This is a genomic window from Paraburkholderia sediminicola (genome assembly GCF_046027825.1).
GTDB classification, from domain to species: Bacteria; Pseudomonadota; Gammaproteobacteria; order Burkholderiales; family Burkholderiaceae; genus Paraburkholderia; species Paraburkholderia sediminicola_D.
Genome location: NZ_JAQQDU010000148.1, coordinates 1 through 14,069 on the forward strand (window position 1 = coordinate 1; position 14,069 = coordinate 14,069).

Here is a 14,069-nt window from a genome sequence, read left to right on the forward strand (position 1 = left end):
AACGCTAATAATCCAATATCAAATCAAGGAAAGGCCAACGCCGCAGGCAAACAGCCAAAGCGCCCCGCAGGCAAAACCCTTAATCAATCCCTAATCTAGCCCGAATAGCCGGCAACATATACTCCACCGCCGCGCGCCCCTCCTCAATCGCCGGCCCGGCCCGATGAAAATCAAAAATCCCCATCCCCCCCAGCCGCGGCTGAATCAAAATATCAGCCGGCTCACCTGCAAGGCGACTCCGCGAAATCCGCACTTGCATGATGTCGATACTCTGCGCGATCGAACTCAGCATCGACGGCACGCGCGCACTCGGCGCCGGGGGCACCCGCACATCATCGGAAGCGCGCCCCTCCGCAGGCGCAAGCCACCGCGGCCAAGGCTTGCCGTTCCGACGCAGCGCGACCGGCGGCGGCGCATCCGGATCGAGCGCCGGCGTGTCGACCGCCGCGCCACCAAAATCGCGCCCATTCAGAATGTCGTTGTTCAGATCGACCGCGATCACGCAGTCCGCCCGCATGCCGCGCGCCACCGAGACCGGCACGGGATTGCTCAAGCCGCCGTCCACCAGCCACACCCCGTTGTAATACACCGGCGTGAAAATCCCCGGAATCGCAATCGAGGCGCGCACGGCGTCGACCACGCTGCCGTCCTGCAACCAGCTCTCGCGCCCCGAATCGAGTTCGGTGGCCACCGCCGCGAACGGCATGTTCAACTGCGCGATCGAGCGCCCGGCGAATTTGTCCGCGAATATCTGGATCACCTTGCGCCCGCCGAGCAAACCGCCCGAAAAACGCAGATCGAGTAGCCGTACCACCGTCTGCCAGGTGAGCCGCGAAACCCACTCCTCCAGCCAGTCAAGGTCGCCGTTCGCGTAGATCGCGCCCACCAGCGCGCCGATCGACGTGCCGCACACAACGTCCGGCTTGATGCCCGCATCGTGCAAGGCGCGAATCGCACCAATATGCGCCCAGCCGCGTGCGGCCCCGCCCCCCAACACCAGCCCGATACGGCTGTATCGACGTCGATGTATCATGTGTTCCCCGCCTTTTTATCGGCTATCGCCCTCTTATCACGTCCGAGCGCGATGTCGTGTACACCTTCTGAAATTGATCGAAGTGCACGTTGAAAATGCCTTCTTCGGTCACGCCGCCCTCGCGCCACTTCCAGCTCCAGACGGTTTCCGGCTTCAACGGAAACACGGCGACCTGGCCAGGCTTGCCGAGCAATCGGCGCACCTCGTCCTCGGTCATGCCGATGCGAATCTTCCCGAAGTTGTCGGCGGTCAGCACCTGCGTGATGGCTTGCAATTTGCCGTCGCGGTCGATGTCGACCATGTACGTATTCAGTCCTTGCGGGCCACGCGGATATTCGAAACGCTTCGAGCCGTCGGTAAACGTGCGCTCGGTTTCCGGCTTGCCCATCTGATCGCGGATCTGCGCCTCAGTCGTGACGCCCGGCGTCATGTTCTTGAGCAATAACGCATCCGGCTTGACGGCGTTGAAGAATTCCTTGAGTTTTTGCACGGCGCGGTCGCTCTGTTGGTCGTCGCAACCGGTCAGCGCAACGCACGCAGCCAGCATGGCGACAATAAGCAATTTCAGGCTCACAGCGAGTTTCCTGTACGGATGCGAAGCCGCAATTCGCCCGCATCCCGTTGTGTAGGGTGTACTACAGGATAACCGCGTAAAGAAAAAACCGCGAGCGAGGGCGGCAATGCGGCGTGGGCCTTCGCACAGAGTGGATTGCGGTGGGATGCGATTGAGCGACGAAGCCGCGGAAAACCGGTGAAGAACCGCAGGAGAAGACACAGGCGCAGGCAAAGGCGCAGCAAAACGCGCCGCAACAGGCACTGTAAAGGGACGGCAAACGGACGGCAAACGCGCCTCAAGTTCGCGGTGCACCCGCAAAAACTGTCGCCACAAGCAAAAAGGCGACGCTGTGCAAAGCGTCGCCAAGTCGGTCTACGGTCAAACCGGGAAATAAACAGCGGCCAGATAGCCGCCTGAAGCCATGCATCGCGGACGACGCGCAGCGGTCCGGTCCCGGGCAAAGCGGTGAGAGACCTTGGCCTCTGACCTTGCGCCATCGCCGGAATGGCAGACCGCTGCTTGTTTGGCCGCCCTGGTCCCTCGATAAGCCTTTCAAGTGCAGCTAATCTAAACGGATTGGCGGATTTAGACGAGTGCGCGTTTACACCGAATTGGCAGATGATTTACGGTGCGCGGCGCAGGCGTTGCACGCGGCTTGCGCGGCGGTCGCGCTACCTTCCTGGGCGCGCGGGAAATTGCAGCGAAGATGCGTCGCCTTCATCTCAGGTACGTGCGGTCAGTCGCGACCCGGTCAATCGTGACCCGGTCAATCGGGGGCCGGCGGACTCCGCTCACCTTGCCGCTCAGGTTGCTTCCTTTGCGAATCCCGCGCGCCCCGCCCCCTGCAGCACCGAATCGTTCTGCGGCGTATGAATCCGCGCGCACAGCACATCGCGATAGTGACGCTCGAGTGGATTGTCGCGGGTGAGGCCGGGATTGCCGCTCGCCTCAATCGCCAGTTGCACCGCTTCGATCGCCTGATTCGTCACCGTGTATTTGACGAGCGGCGCTTCGTCGAGCGTCACGCGTTCGGCGTGCGCGCTTGCGTCGAGCAGCACGCGATTGCTGAACAGCAGCGCGTCGATGCGGCCGAGCGTCTGCTGAAATGCGGGCAGGCTCGCGAGCGGCGCGCCGAGACTGCCCGGCTTGCGCCCGACGGCCCATTGCGCGAACCAGTCGCGTGCGGACCGCGCGACGCCGTCATACACCGCCGACAACAGCACGCTCATCCACGCAAAGCCGAGTGCATCGAGTCCGGCACCCGGCTCGCCGGGCAGATGGACATCAACCGCATGCGTCGCCGGCACGAACACGTTGTCGAACACGAGCTCATGGCTGCCCGTGGCGCGCATGCCGAGATGATTCCACTCGCTGCCGACCCGCACGCCAGGCGTCTCCCGATGCACCAGCCACACGCCGACGCGCGGCGGCGTCTCGTCGCTACGCGCCCACACCGCGAGCCAGGTGAGACCGGGGCTGCCGGTCGAGTACAGCTTGCTGCCGTCGATGATCCAGCCGTCGGCGCTGCGCTTTGCGATAGTCAAAGGCAAGCCGCCACGTGCCGGCGTGCCCAACTCGGGTTCGACGCGCAGCGAGTTGATGAGCGCACCGTCGCGCACCGCTTCACGCGCCACCCGTTCACGCAGTTCGACAGGCCAATGCGGGTTGCCCTGCAAGCGATGATGAAACAGGTATTGCATCACCAGCACCAGTGCCGTGGACGGCTCGCCGCGCGCCACCGCGCGCACCACTTTCAAAGCCTGTGGCAAGCTCGCGCCCGCGCCGCCGAGCGAGGACGGCACCGTCAACGAAAGCAGATCGAATTCGTGCAAGCGCGCCAGATTGGCGTGCGGAAACTCCGCCGTGCGGTCATAGTGAGCCGCGCTTGCAGCGAACTCGCTCGTGAGCCATGCGAGCAGTGCGTCGAACACATCGCTGTCGAGCGGTGGATGACGGCGCGTCACCGCGCTGTCGGCAATCGGGGCGTTCATGTGAGGACTCCGGCAGGTCGCATCAGGGCAGAGGGAAGCTGCGATCGAAGCTCGTGCGCACGTCGAGATGGGCACGAATCACGTTGGCGGCTTCGTAGGTATCGGCGGTGCGCTGCTGCGCGGCGACCACGCTGTCGTCGATGGCCACGGGATGCACCTGGCCGCGCTGATAGACGGTTTTCAGCACATCGGTCGGCAGGCCCGTGACTTTTGATTGCATCGCCGCCACTTCGTCGGGATGCGAAAGCGCCCAACGCTGACCGATCGCCACGCGTCGCAGGAAGTCGGCGAGTTGCACGCGTTTGTCTGCGATCGCGCGTTCGGTTGCTACCTGATAGCTGAGCCCTTCTGACAGGCCGACGCCATTGGCGATGATGCGGTCGTGATCGCGCGCTTCGGCGAGTGCGGTGTACGGGTCCCACACCGACCATGCATCGACGCTGCCTGACGCAAGCGCCGCCTTCGCATCCGCGGGGGCAAGGAACACGAACGTGACATCGGTAACCGGCACGCTGGCCCTCTTCAATGCGGCGAGCGCGAGATAGTGGCCGATCGAGCCGCGCGTCGTGGCGATGCGCTTGCCCTTCAGGCTCGCCGCATCTTTCAACGGCGATTGCGCGCCGACGACAATCGCCAGATCCAGCGGATTCGACCGGGTCGCCGCGACGGCTCTCACGCGGGCGCCGGCAGCGAGCGCAAACACCAGTGGCGCGTCGCCCAGGCCACCGACATCCACGGCGCCGGCATTCAGCGCTTCGCCAAGCGGTTGCGCCGCAGGAAAATTGAACCACTCGATCTTGTACGGCAGGTCTTTCAGTTGACCCGACGCTTCGAGGATGCCGCGTGTTTGCAGGGACTGGTCGCCGACTTTGAGCACGGGTAAATCCGCCGCGTGGGACTGCGTTGCGCACACCGTCGCGCACACTGCGAGCATGACCACGCCGAGCGGTTTGAGCAACGCACGTTGCAACACGGATGAGGCGGAGACAGAAGAACGGGAAGTCGTCATGGCGGCGATTACGTCGTGGCATCCAGATGGTTGGCTATCGACGATAAGGCACGCATCTGTATAAGACAAACGCATTATTCTGCTAAGCAAATATGCGAATTTTCTTGAGCGGCGAGGCGTGCGCGCACATCGATACGGGTATCATCGAACGCACGAATTTTGTGCCTTGCCGCACACTCATCCAGTCAACGCCCATCATGAAGATCGACGAAATCGACGCATACGTCACCGTCATTCGCTGCCAGTCGCTACAACAGGCCGCACTCTCTCTCGGCCTCACACAACCGGCCATCACGCGGCGCCTGCAGAACTTCGAAGAGGCGCTCGGCGTCGAACTGCTGGACCGCAATACGCGCCCGCTCAAGGCGACAGCAACGGGCCGCATCGTCTACGAACAATGCCGCGTGATCCAGCGCGAACTCGACGTGCTGCGCGAGATCGTCGCTACCGATACGCCGCCGGTCGGCACGCTGCGCCTCGGCGTCGCGCAGACGATTGCCGATATCGCGCTCACTGATGCGATGCGTGGTCTCAAGGCGGCCTACCCTGATCTGCAAGCGCGTGCGTCGACCGGCTGGGGCAGCCAGTTACTGCAACGCGTCGAGCAAGGCGAACTCGACGCCGCCGCGATCCTGCTGCCCAACAACAAGACCTTCGCCGAGACGTTGTCCGCGCGCTCGCTTGGCCGCATCAAACTGGTGGTTGTCGCGCAAAAGGGCACGTTGAAAAAGCGCGCACATACGCTGGCGGAATGTCAGTCGATCGGGTGGGTGTTAAATCCGGATGGTTGCGGCTTTCGCGACGGCCTGCAGCGCGCGCTGACCGGCCTGGGGCTTGCGCTTAAGCTGAATCTCGAAACGCTCGGCACTGAACTGCAGTTGCAACTGGTGGCTGACGGCAATGGTCTTGGACTCGTGCCGTTGCCACTGCTGCAAGCCAGCGCTCACGCGGACGCACTCGATATTGTCTCGATCACCGACTTCAAGCCGCTCATCGATATCTGGCTCGTGCATCCGCGCGTGCTGGGTAAATTGCAACAGCCAGTCGAGCGCTTTGGCACGGCGATCGAACGGCAATTCAAGGAAGCGCGTGCGCAGCGCGCGGCTTGAGCCACGCGCTGACTTCGGCTGCTTCGGCTGACTCACCGGCGTAGCTTGGCTCGCCGGCGTTATCTGCCTCACCTGCTTCGCTCAAGCCAGCGCATCAGATCACGCGAAAACCGTGCGTACCATCCCGCCCAAGTTGCGCAACGAGCCCGTACTCCCATTCCAGATACGCGTTCATCGCCTCGCGCGCGTTATCGGTTCCTTCATACGGGCGGCGATAACGATCGATGCGCGGCGAAGCCAGATGCGTCTCGCCACTCTCCACGGCCAGGCCCGCATCAATCCACGCGCTCGTGCCGCCGCTTAGCACCTGCACCGGCTTACCCGTCAACGACGCCAGCTCAGGCGCGGCGAAACGCGCAAGAAGACTGCTGCCACAGGTCACCACATAACGTTGCGCATCCGGCAGCTTGCGCAACGCTTCATCGAGTTGCCCACGAATCGCGAACCAGGCGCCCGGAATATGGCGCTTCACATAGTTCGCGCTGGCCGTGAAGTCCACCACAACGGTACCAGGCGATTGCAGGAGCGTAACCAGTCCAGCCGGCGTGATCTCATCGACAGCAGGCGGCTTGGGCGCATAACGCGCGGCGGGCGCCGCGCCTTTTTCGCTGAAGTCCGCATTGCCCAGGCCGTCCACCGCGTACACATCGACGTTCATCTGCGCGAGCCACGACGCAGTCATGTTCGCGCGCACGCCATCGTTATCGGCGAGGATCACCCGCGCGCCGCGCACCGGCGCGAACATGTCGGTCTCCTGCACGAGTTGACCGCCGGGCGCGTTGCGAAAACCGGGCACGTGGCCCGCTTCGTACTCTTCCGGCGTGCGTACGTCGAAACGATAGACGGTGCGTACCGCCTCATCGGCCCAGCGGCGTGCTTCGTCGCGCGACGTGCGGCCCACCTTGGCGCGATCCGCCACGCCACGCGCGGAATCGGCGGCGGCGAGGCGCAGTGTGTCGTCGGCAACCGGATCGAAACGGCGCGAGCTGCCGTGAGCGAGCGCCTGACCGGCAAGCGTCCAGCCGATGGTGCCATTGCGCAGCGCCGCAACCGGATTCGGCACGCCCGCATTGATCAGCGACTGTGCACCGATGATGCTGCGCGTACGCCCCGCGCAGTTGACGATGATCCGTGTTGCGGGATTCGGCACAAGCTGCCGTGCGCGCAGCACCAGTTCCGCGCCCGGCACGCTGATGCTGCCGGGAATGTTCATGGTCTGATATTCGTCGAAGCGGCGTGCGTCGAGCACCACCACATCGGCTTCGTGATCGAGCAGCGCCAACACCTGCGGCGCTGCCAGTGAAGGCGTGTGGCGCTCGCTTTCGACCAGTTCGCCGAATGCCTTGCTCGGCGCGTTGACGTCCTGGAACAGCTCACCGCCCGCCTCGCGCCAGCCTTGGAGACCACCCTCGAGCAGCACGACATCGGTATAGCCCAGCTCACTCAGACGGCGCGCGGCGCGTTCGGCAAGCCCTTCGCCGTCGTCGAACACGGCGACCGGCACATCGCGGCGCGGCAGGCGTACCGGCGCTTCCAGTTCGAGACGCGACAGCGACAGGTTAGCCGCGAACAGGGGATGACTTCGCGCATGCGGATCCTCCTCGCGCACGTCGACGAGCGCGATTTCCTCGCGCTCGAGCAGTGCGTGGCGCACGTCCTCGAATGATCGGATGCGGAACTCTTTGGCGAAACTCATGAGATCGGGGACTCCTTCGAAACATTCCAGATATTCGGCAACACGTCGTTCGAGTAACCGGAGATAAAGGTTTTGCGGCCGCCTTCGGCCGGATAGACGGAACGCGTTACCGCGCCGATATTTCCACCGTACACGTGAATGCTGATCGACGTACGATCACGAAACGCATTACTTACGCGATGGATATCGCCGATGCGCGGCGACACGGCATCCACCGCGCCGGCATCGAGGCGCTTTGCCGCGCCCTCTTCCGCCAGTGCGCCGTCTCGCGTAACGCGATAGCCCTGAGCAATTTCCGCACCACGCAACACGCCGATCAAACCCCATACGGTGTGATCGTGCACCGGCGTCGACTGGCCCGGTCCCCACACAAAACTGACGATTGAAAAACGCTGCCGCGAATCCGCGTGCAACAGGAATTGCTGATATCGCTCGGGATCGGGCTGCGCGAAGGCGTCGGGCAACCAGTCGTCATGGGCGACCAGATCGCGCAGCGCGGCGCCGCCTGCTTCGAGCAAGTGCGCTTCGGGCACAGGCTCGTCGACAAGCGACGCAATCCGGCCAACGAACGCGCGCAGCCGGTCCGGTCTCAAAGTTTGAGTCATCGAATGCCCGGAATGGGGGTTGGATTGAACCGCTCACGCACCTTGGGCGAGCGCGGCGTTGAAGGTGTCGGTCCACAATGGTGCGACGTCGACGTGCCGGTCGATGACCGCTGCACGCGCGAACGTATCGGCAACCTGCTGCTCGCTCGCAATGTCCGCCGTCGTGATGCCGGTGACGCGGCGCGCCTGGCTCTGGTTGCGATACAGCGAGCGGATCGCCTCCTCGGGCACGCGCAATTCCGCCGACAACACCTTCGCGTAGACATCCTGATGCTGGCCGAACCACGCGCAGGCGCGTTGCAGCCGCAACAGCAGATCCGCCGACGCAGCGCGCCGTTGCGGGTCGACCAGCACCGACGGATGGCCGTAGTACAGGTAATTGCCGGACAGATAGCCGTTGGCGTTTTTCAGCACGCGCGCCCCCGCTTGCGAGATCGCGAGCGGCACGTTGTAGCCGTAAATCGCCCAGGCATCGAGCGAACCGGCGTTGAACGCGGCGAAGCCGTCGCGCGGCGCACGCGAGGTGGCCTGAATATCGTTGAACGACAGCCCGGCCTCTTCGAGCATGCGCAGCAGGTAGTAATGCGTCGTGGTGGCGCGCAGATAGCCGACGCGTTTGCCCTTCAGATCCGCGATCGAACGGATCGTCGAGCCCTTCGGCACCAGCACGACCTGATTGTTGACATCGTCCTTGTAGACCGCGATCACGCGCACCTGAGCATTCTGCAGACGCGCGAAGATCGGTGGAATCTCGCTGCCCGAGGCGATATCGAGCGAGCCGCCGTTCATCGCCTCGACCATCGCGTTGCCGGACTGGAACTCGGACCAGTCGATGGTGTATGGCGTATCCGCGAGGCCTGCGGTTTTCAGGAGTGTGGCGTCGCCACCCTTGTAGGTTGCGACACGCAAACGGACTTTGCTGAGATCGGCATACGGATCGGTTTTCTCGCTCGCGGCGGGGGTGGCTGCGAGGGTGGCTGCGGCAGCGGCTGACGACATCAGGCCTGTGCCTGTTGCGCCGAGCAACGCGGCTGCCGGCAGCGCGGACATGAGCCGCCGGCGCCGGAGCGAAACCGGCGAATCAAAACGTTGGGTCATCTTATGGGGCGCTCAGGTAAGGACGTCAGGCTCGGCTTCAACCAGCCCTTCCAGCAGGCTCTGGAACGCGAACAGCGCACCGCCCGGGCGACCTACCTGCTCGTGCGTAAGCGCGGCGACGTCGTGCGGGATGCTTTGCGGCGTACCGCCAGCCTCGGCAAGCAATTGCGCATGGCAGGCGTTATCGAGCGCGATATACCACCAGGCCGCCGCCTCGACACTCGGACCCGCTGTGAGGATGCCGTGATTCTTCAGGATCACCGCCTTTCGTTCGCCCAGCGCCGCGGCGATGCGCGCGCCTTCGTCCGTATCGAGCACGACGCCGCGAAAGTCGTCGAACAACGCGTGGTCCTGATAGAACGCGCACGAGTCCTGCGTTAGCGGATCGAGCGTGCGGCCGAGCGTCGACCATGCTTTGCCGTAGAGCGAATGCGTGTGCGCGGCGGCGACCACATCGGGGCGCGCCTCATGAATCGCCGCATGAATCGCGAAGGCCGCCTGATTCAGCGGCCCCTCGCCGACCACAATCTCCCCTTGCGCATTCACCAGCAGCAGGTCGGACACGCGAATGCGGCTGAAATGCTTGCCGAACGGATTGACCCAGAAGTGATCGGGCCACTCCGGATCGCGTGCGGTGATATGGCCGGCGAGACCCTGATCGAAGCCATAGCGCGCGAACAGGCGAAACGCCACGGCGAGCCGCTCCTGCCGATAGCGCCGTTCAGCCGCGATGCTGTCGCGCGGCGGGACATCGTCGAACCAGAATTTACGGATCGGCGCGTGACGCTGGAGCGGCGGCGTATCTGAGGTGTTCTGCAGCGTGGCGGCACGTTGCAGCGCCGGAGTGTTTGGCAGCGTAGGGGCGCTTTGCAGCGCGGCGGTGTTTGGCAGCGTAGGGGCGCTTTGCAGCGCGGCGGTATTTTGCGGCGGCGGAGTGTTTTGCGGCGCGTGGGCGCTTTCCGGCGCCGGGGCGTCTTGCAGCGCCTGAGCGCTTTTCGGCGTCGGGGCGTCTTGCGGCGCGTGGGCGCTTCGCGGCGTCGGGGCGTTTTGCAGCGCGGCGGACAGATCGGTCATCACGGCTCCGTTCAGGCGGCCACGCGCTCGACGCGTGCGATCCGTTCGCGGGTAGCCGGAATCAGTTCACGGCCGTAGTCGATGGCGTCTTCGAGCGGATCGAAACCACGCACGAGAAAGGTCGAGACGCCTAGCGCGTAATACTCTGCGAGCGTTTCGGCGACCTGTTCCGGCGTGCCGACCAGCGCGGTCGAGTTCGAGCGTCCGCCGATTTCCTTGGCGACGCCGGTCCACAGTCGTTCGTCGACGCGGTCCGATTCACCGGATGCCGCGAGCAATCGCCGCGCGCCTTCGCTTTGCGCCGGACCGCCGACGCCAAGCCCTTGCGCCGCACGCAGCCGCCGGGTTTCTTCGAGGATATGTTCAGCGCGTTCCCAGGCGACCGCTTCGGTCGCTGCAAGAATGGGCCGGAACGACACTGAGAAGCGCACGGTACGGCCGTGTTTAGCGGCTTCGGCGCGAACGCGGGTGACCTGTTCGCGCACTTGCGCCTTCGATTCGCCCCATAGTGCGTAGACGTCTGCATGTCGTCCAGCGATTTCGAGCGCGGGCGCCGATGCGCCGCCGAAGTATACGGGGATATGGGGTTGCTGCACTGGTTTCACTTCGGAGAAGCCTTGTTCGAAGCGGTAGTACTCGCCGTGGTGATCGAAGGGTTTGGCTTCGGTCCAGATACGGCGCAGGATGTGCAGGTATTCGTCGGTGCGGGCATAGCGCTCGTCATGCGACAGGTAGTCGCCGTCGCGGCGTTGTTCGGCGTCGTCGCCGCCGGAGATGATGTGAACAGCGAGACGTCCGCCGGAATAGTGATCGAGTGTTGCCAGTTGGCGCGCGGCCAGCGTGGGGGCGACGAAGCCCGGACGATGGGCGAGCATGAAGTGCACTTTGCTCGTGACGCTGGCTGCATGGGCGACGGTAAGGAGCGCGTCGGGGCTCGTCGAATGATGCGGCACGAGGATGCGGTCGAAGCCGGCGGCTTCGTGAGCGCGGGCGAATTGCTCGACGTAGTCGATGTCGATGATGGCACCTTGCGGTGCGTGGGTTTCAGACACCTTGCGGGTCTGGATCATGCCGATGAATTCGATGGACACGGTGTGTGTCTCCCAGAATGGTGTTTTTGCCCGGCGGGGCGGTGGCTTTTTTGGCTGGATGCATTGCTCGGTTCGAGGGGTTTAAGGTAGCAGCGCTACATGCGGTTGTTAAATATTGATCGGGCATATCTATATCGGGTTTGCATGTAAAGGTTTTGGTTTTTCCTGTCCAGGAGGGGGGCCTGCGCGGCGCTTGTTTGTCTGTTTGCCTGCGGCGTTGGCCTTTCCTTGAATTCTTATTGGTTTATTGGCGTTGCCCCTGTGCGGGGCGGCACTTACTTTCTTTGCCGCCGCAAAGAAAGATAAGCAAAGAAAGCGGCGGCGGATTCAACCGGTCAATGCAACACCCAACGTTTCCGCCAGTTTCTCGGCAGGGTTCATAAATTGCAAGGTCTGACGGGGTCGACCGTTCAGTTGTGCGGCGACCTTGTTCAGGTCTGCCTGCGAATAGCCGTCCACCGGCTTGCCTTTGGGGAAGTACTGACGCAGGAGGCCATTCGTATTCTCGTTGCTGCCTCGTGCGGCAGGGCAAGCGACATCGCGAGCCGGCTGATGTCCCAGATGAATCCCGCCAGTTCCCGGGCGACGGCGACCACCGCGATGTTCTTCTGTTTGCCGCGCGCAACGAGCTTGCGAAAGCGCCGGCACCGGCGCACCTGTGCGTCCCAGGCGCGATCAACGATCGGCTTGGGGATACCTTCGTGGCGGCGCTGGATGTCGGGACTGACACGGGCCGGGTGCCGGCAGCTCCAGGCCGCTTCGACGAGCAGCTTTCTCGCACAGCTGTTGCCATTCTTCGTGATGCTGCCCTGACGACGCTTCTCGCCTGACGAGTGCTCCGAGGGCGTCACGCCCAGCCAGGCCATCAACTGTCGTGGGTGGGTAAAACGTGACAGGTCGCCCAGTTCCGCGAGCATGCCCACGGCCGTGGTGAACTGCACGCCGCGCGTGCTCTGCAGGCCCAGCACGGCCGGATAGAGGCGCCAGTTGGGGACCGCTTCACGCAATGCGGTTTCCAGGCGCGCGCATTGCGCGAAGCGGTCTTCGATGGTGCGCCGATGTTCCTCGAACGCCAGTTGCTGCCATGCACTGTCGAATGCATGCGCGCCCAGCCAGCGCTGGTGCGCCGGTCCCCAGTCGGCGCGGCCTGTATAGCGCACCCCATGCAGGAGCAGGAAAGCCTTCAGCCGTTGCCGCGCACGCTTCAGATCATCCCTGGCGCCTGCCCACGTACGCACCAGATCGCGGAACGCTTCGTCGTCCACGCTGGGCACGTACACCGCTGACAGGTCGCCAGCGCGCAGCGAACGCACCAGCTTGATCGCGTCACGCCGGTCGGTCTTGACCCGCTCGCCCGGCTTCTTTGGAATCATCGACGGCGCGCACACCATGCAGTCGAAACCCTTCTTCACGAGTTGACGGTAGAGCCCGTAGCCGCAGGGGCCCGCCTCGTAGACGAAGCGCATGCGTGGCGCCTTTGACTGCAGGCGCTTGCACAGGCGATCGATATCGGCCTGCCTCGTACCGGTCTTGCCGAGCAGTTCGACCTCGCCCGTATCGAGCGCATAGGCGACCGTGATCGAGTCCTTGTGAACGTCGCAACCGACGTACAGCGTGCTATCGTGTTCCATGCTGGCCTCCGTGCCGGAATTCGCCGGGTGCGGCCCTGTCCGCACCGTGCGGCTCTGGTAGCAATGCTAACCCGCGTTTGATTCCTCATGGCAGGCCAGCCCTTGCCTCACAGAAATGGAATGGACGCCTCCCACTCCGCACTGCGTGCGTCGCGGATGGGCCTGCATGGGAAACCCGGAGCGTCGGTTGGGCGCGGTGAGGGCTTCGGCTTCGCCTCGGCGAGGTGCCCAGGTATCCGAAAACGAGTTCCCAAACGAATGAGACTGCAAAAACACGGACAGAGTGAAACGACGGTGCGTCGCACTCGCACTCGCTGTTACCATTCTGACATTTTGAGTAGATCAACCAGAAAAGCATTCTGCGACTTGCGCACGTTGTACACACACCCGGCGTAAAGCGCCGGATACATGGAGCCATCTGGACTTTTCTCCCATCCCGCGCCTGCGTCGCGCTGCAATTCACAGAACTTCAGTGCGTTGTCTTGTGCGAACATGTAAGCGTCTAGCAGCTTTACGTGGGGGTTGTCCGTTGGTATCTTCCCACGGACCTTCGCATAAACTCGCTTATTTTCCTTAACAAGATCAGCACTCAGATCACCGTAGCATAGGGTGTCTCCATAGCCGCCGCCTAGATGCTTCAAGCATTCTGGGTCGGATTTTGCTGAAGCTACGTTGCAAAGCCCTGCGAATGCGATACAGAGAAAAATCGTCTTGCTAGTGAGATGCATCGTAAACCCCCGACGCAAAAAGGCGCGCTTCCGAATAACGTCTTGGCGGCAGGCCAGGATTGTTGCTCACGCGATAGGTGCAAATGAAGTCGAACATTGCTTCGTAGTGCCCTGTATTGACTTTCTGGATGATGCCATTCGCACCTTCACCCGCGCCGCAGTTATAAACGACGCTAACGAGAGCATCATATTCAAATGGCGCGCGCAGCGGGCCATGGAAAGAGTCATTGGCGGCGGCTGCCAACCAGTGATGAGTTAGGGAACTGTGCAGACTGCGGGAGCGAAAGCGTAGCGGGTAGTTTCATGAACGCCCCTTCGGCGCGCGCAGCGCCGCCGGAAGTATGACTCCCTTGTCACCAGGGCCGAATGTGCGAGGACTCGGATTCCAGATGCACCACTACCGCGGCTGCGCGGGGGACCCGCTTAGCAGCTCAGGATTGCCCACAAG

The 14,069-nt window shown here is 63.2% G+C and carries 11 protein-coding genes and 2 pseudogenes; 1 reads left to right on the forward strand and 12 read right to left on the reverse strand.

What is annotated here, in order from left to right; all coding sequences use genetic code 11:
* Nucleotides 1-79: 79 nt before the first annotated feature.
* From PQQ96_RS39705 to PQQ96_RS39720, 4 genes are all read right to left on the reverse strand, one after another.
* Nucleotides 80-1,033: a patatin-like phospholipase family protein gene (locus PQQ96_RS39705; protein WP_408302532.1), complete on the reverse strand. Its 954-nt coding sequence runs from the start codon at nt 1,031-1,033 to the stop codon at nt 80-82.
* A gap of 22 nt (nt 1,034-1,055) precedes the next feature.
* The gene (locus tag PQQ96_RS39710) at nt 1,056-1,607 is read right to left on the reverse strand and encodes a hypothetical protein (RefSeq protein WP_408302534.1); all 552 of its coding nucleotides are present in this window, start codon (nt 1,605-1,607) and stop codon (nt 1,056-1,058) included.
* A 785-nt stretch (nt 1,608-2,392) separates the two neighbouring features.
* A complete protein-coding gene (locus PQQ96_RS39715) occupies nt 2,393-3,580 on the reverse strand; it encodes an acyl-CoA dehydrogenase family protein (protein WP_408302536.1) in 1,188 nt (395 codons plus the stop codon).
* 22 nt (nt 3,581-3,602) lie between these two features.
* Nucleotides 3,603-4,514, reverse strand: coding sequence for an ABC transporter substrate-binding protein (locus PQQ96_RS39720; RefSeq protein ID WP_408302546.1), 912 nt, complete (start codon nt 4,512-4,514; stop codon nt 3,603-3,605).
* A 272-nt stretch (nt 4,515-4,786) separates the two neighbouring features.
* Here PQQ96_RS39720 and PQQ96_RS39725 point away from each other — a divergent pair, with 272 nt between their 5' ends.
* Nucleotides 4,787-5,698: a LysR family transcriptional regulator gene (locus tag PQQ96_RS39725; protein ID WP_408302538.1), complete on the forward strand. Its 912-nt coding sequence runs from the start codon at nt 4,787-4,789 to the stop codon at nt 5,696-5,698.
* A gap of 94 nt (nt 5,699-5,792) precedes the next feature.
* Here PQQ96_RS39725 and PQQ96_RS39730 read toward each other — a convergent pair whose 3' ends face one another.
* The 8 genes and pseudogenes from PQQ96_RS39730 to PQQ96_RS39765 form a co-directional block, all read right to left on the reverse strand.
* Nucleotides 5,793-7,394 (reverse strand): rhodanese-related sulfurtransferase, encoded by a 1,602-nt coding sequence (locus PQQ96_RS39730; RefSeq protein ID WP_408302540.1) that lies wholly within the window; start codon nt 7,392-7,394, stop codon nt 5,793-5,795.
* Entirely contained in the window at nt 7,391-7,999 is a 609-nt protein-coding gene (locus PQQ96_RS39735; RefSeq protein ID WP_408302541.1) for a cysteine dioxygenase family protein, read from the reverse strand. Before PQQ96_RS39735 ends, PQQ96_RS39730 begins: the two co-directional genes overlap by 4 nt.
* 33 nt (nt 8,000-8,032) lie before the next feature.
* Nucleotides 8,033-8,998 (reverse strand): ABC transporter substrate-binding protein, encoded by a 966-nt coding sequence (locus PQQ96_RS39740; protein ID WP_408302548.1) that lies wholly within the window; start codon nt 8,996-8,998, stop codon nt 8,033-8,035.
* Between the two features lie 111 nt (nt 8,999-9,109).
* Complete coding sequence (locus tag PQQ96_RS39745) at nt 9,110-9,934, reverse strand: class II aldolase/adducin family protein (RefSeq protein WP_408302550.1); 825 nt, start codon at nt 9,932-9,934, stop codon at nt 9,110-9,112.
* 248 nt (nt 9,935-10,182) lie between these two features.
* Nucleotides 10,183-11,262, reverse strand: coding sequence for an LLM class flavin-dependent oxidoreductase (locus PQQ96_RS39750; RefSeq protein ID WP_408302542.1), 1,080 nt, complete (start codon nt 11,260-11,262; stop codon nt 10,183-10,185).
* A 327-nt stretch (nt 11,263-11,589) separates the two neighbouring features.
* Nucleotides 11,590-11,802, reverse strand: a pseudogene (locus PQQ96_RS39755) (transposase); the annotation flags it as partial.
* Nucleotides 11,790-12,893, reverse strand: a pseudogene (locus PQQ96_RS39760) (IS110 family RNA-guided transposase); the annotation flags it as partial. The pseudogenes PQQ96_RS39755 and PQQ96_RS39760, both read right to left, overlap by 13 nt.
* A 714-nt stretch (nt 12,894-13,607) precedes the next feature.
* The gene (locus tag PQQ96_RS39765) at nt 13,608-13,865 is read right to left on the reverse strand and encodes a glycoside hydrolase family protein (protein ID WP_408302544.1); all 258 of its coding nucleotides are present in this window, start codon (nt 13,863-13,865) and stop codon (nt 13,608-13,610) included.
* Nucleotides 13,866-14,069: the final 204 nt, after the last annotated feature.

Excerpts from the sequence above, each read along its gene's own strand:
- PQQ96_RS39705 (WP_408302532.1), bottom strand. The coding sequence starts at position 1,033 with ATGATACATCGACGTCGATACAGCCGTATCGGGCTGGTGTTGGGGGGC.
- PQQ96_RS39715 (WP_408302536.1), bottom strand. The coding sequence starts at position 3,580 with ATGAACGCCCCGATTGCCGACAGCGCGGTGACGCGCCGTCATCCACCG.
- PQQ96_RS39720 (WP_408302546.1), bottom strand. The coding sequence starts at position 4,514 with ATGCTCGCAGTGTGCGCGACGGTGTGCGCAACGCAGTCCCACGCGGCG.
- PQQ96_RS39725 (WP_408302538.1), top strand. The coding sequence starts at position 4,787 with ATGAAGATCGACGAAATCGACGCATACGTCACCGTCATTCGCTGCCAG.
- PQQ96_RS39730 (WP_408302540.1), bottom strand. The coding sequence starts at position 7,394 with ATGAGTTTCGCCAAAGAGTTCCGCATCCGATCATTCGAGGACGTGCGC.
- PQQ96_RS39735 (WP_408302541.1), bottom strand. The coding sequence starts at position 7,999 with ATGACTCAAACTTTGAGACCGGACCGGCTGCGCGCGTTCGTTGGCCGG.
- PQQ96_RS39740 (WP_408302548.1), bottom strand. The coding sequence starts at position 8,998 with ATGTCGTCAGCCGCTGCCGCAGCCACCCTCGCAGCCACCCCCGCCGCG.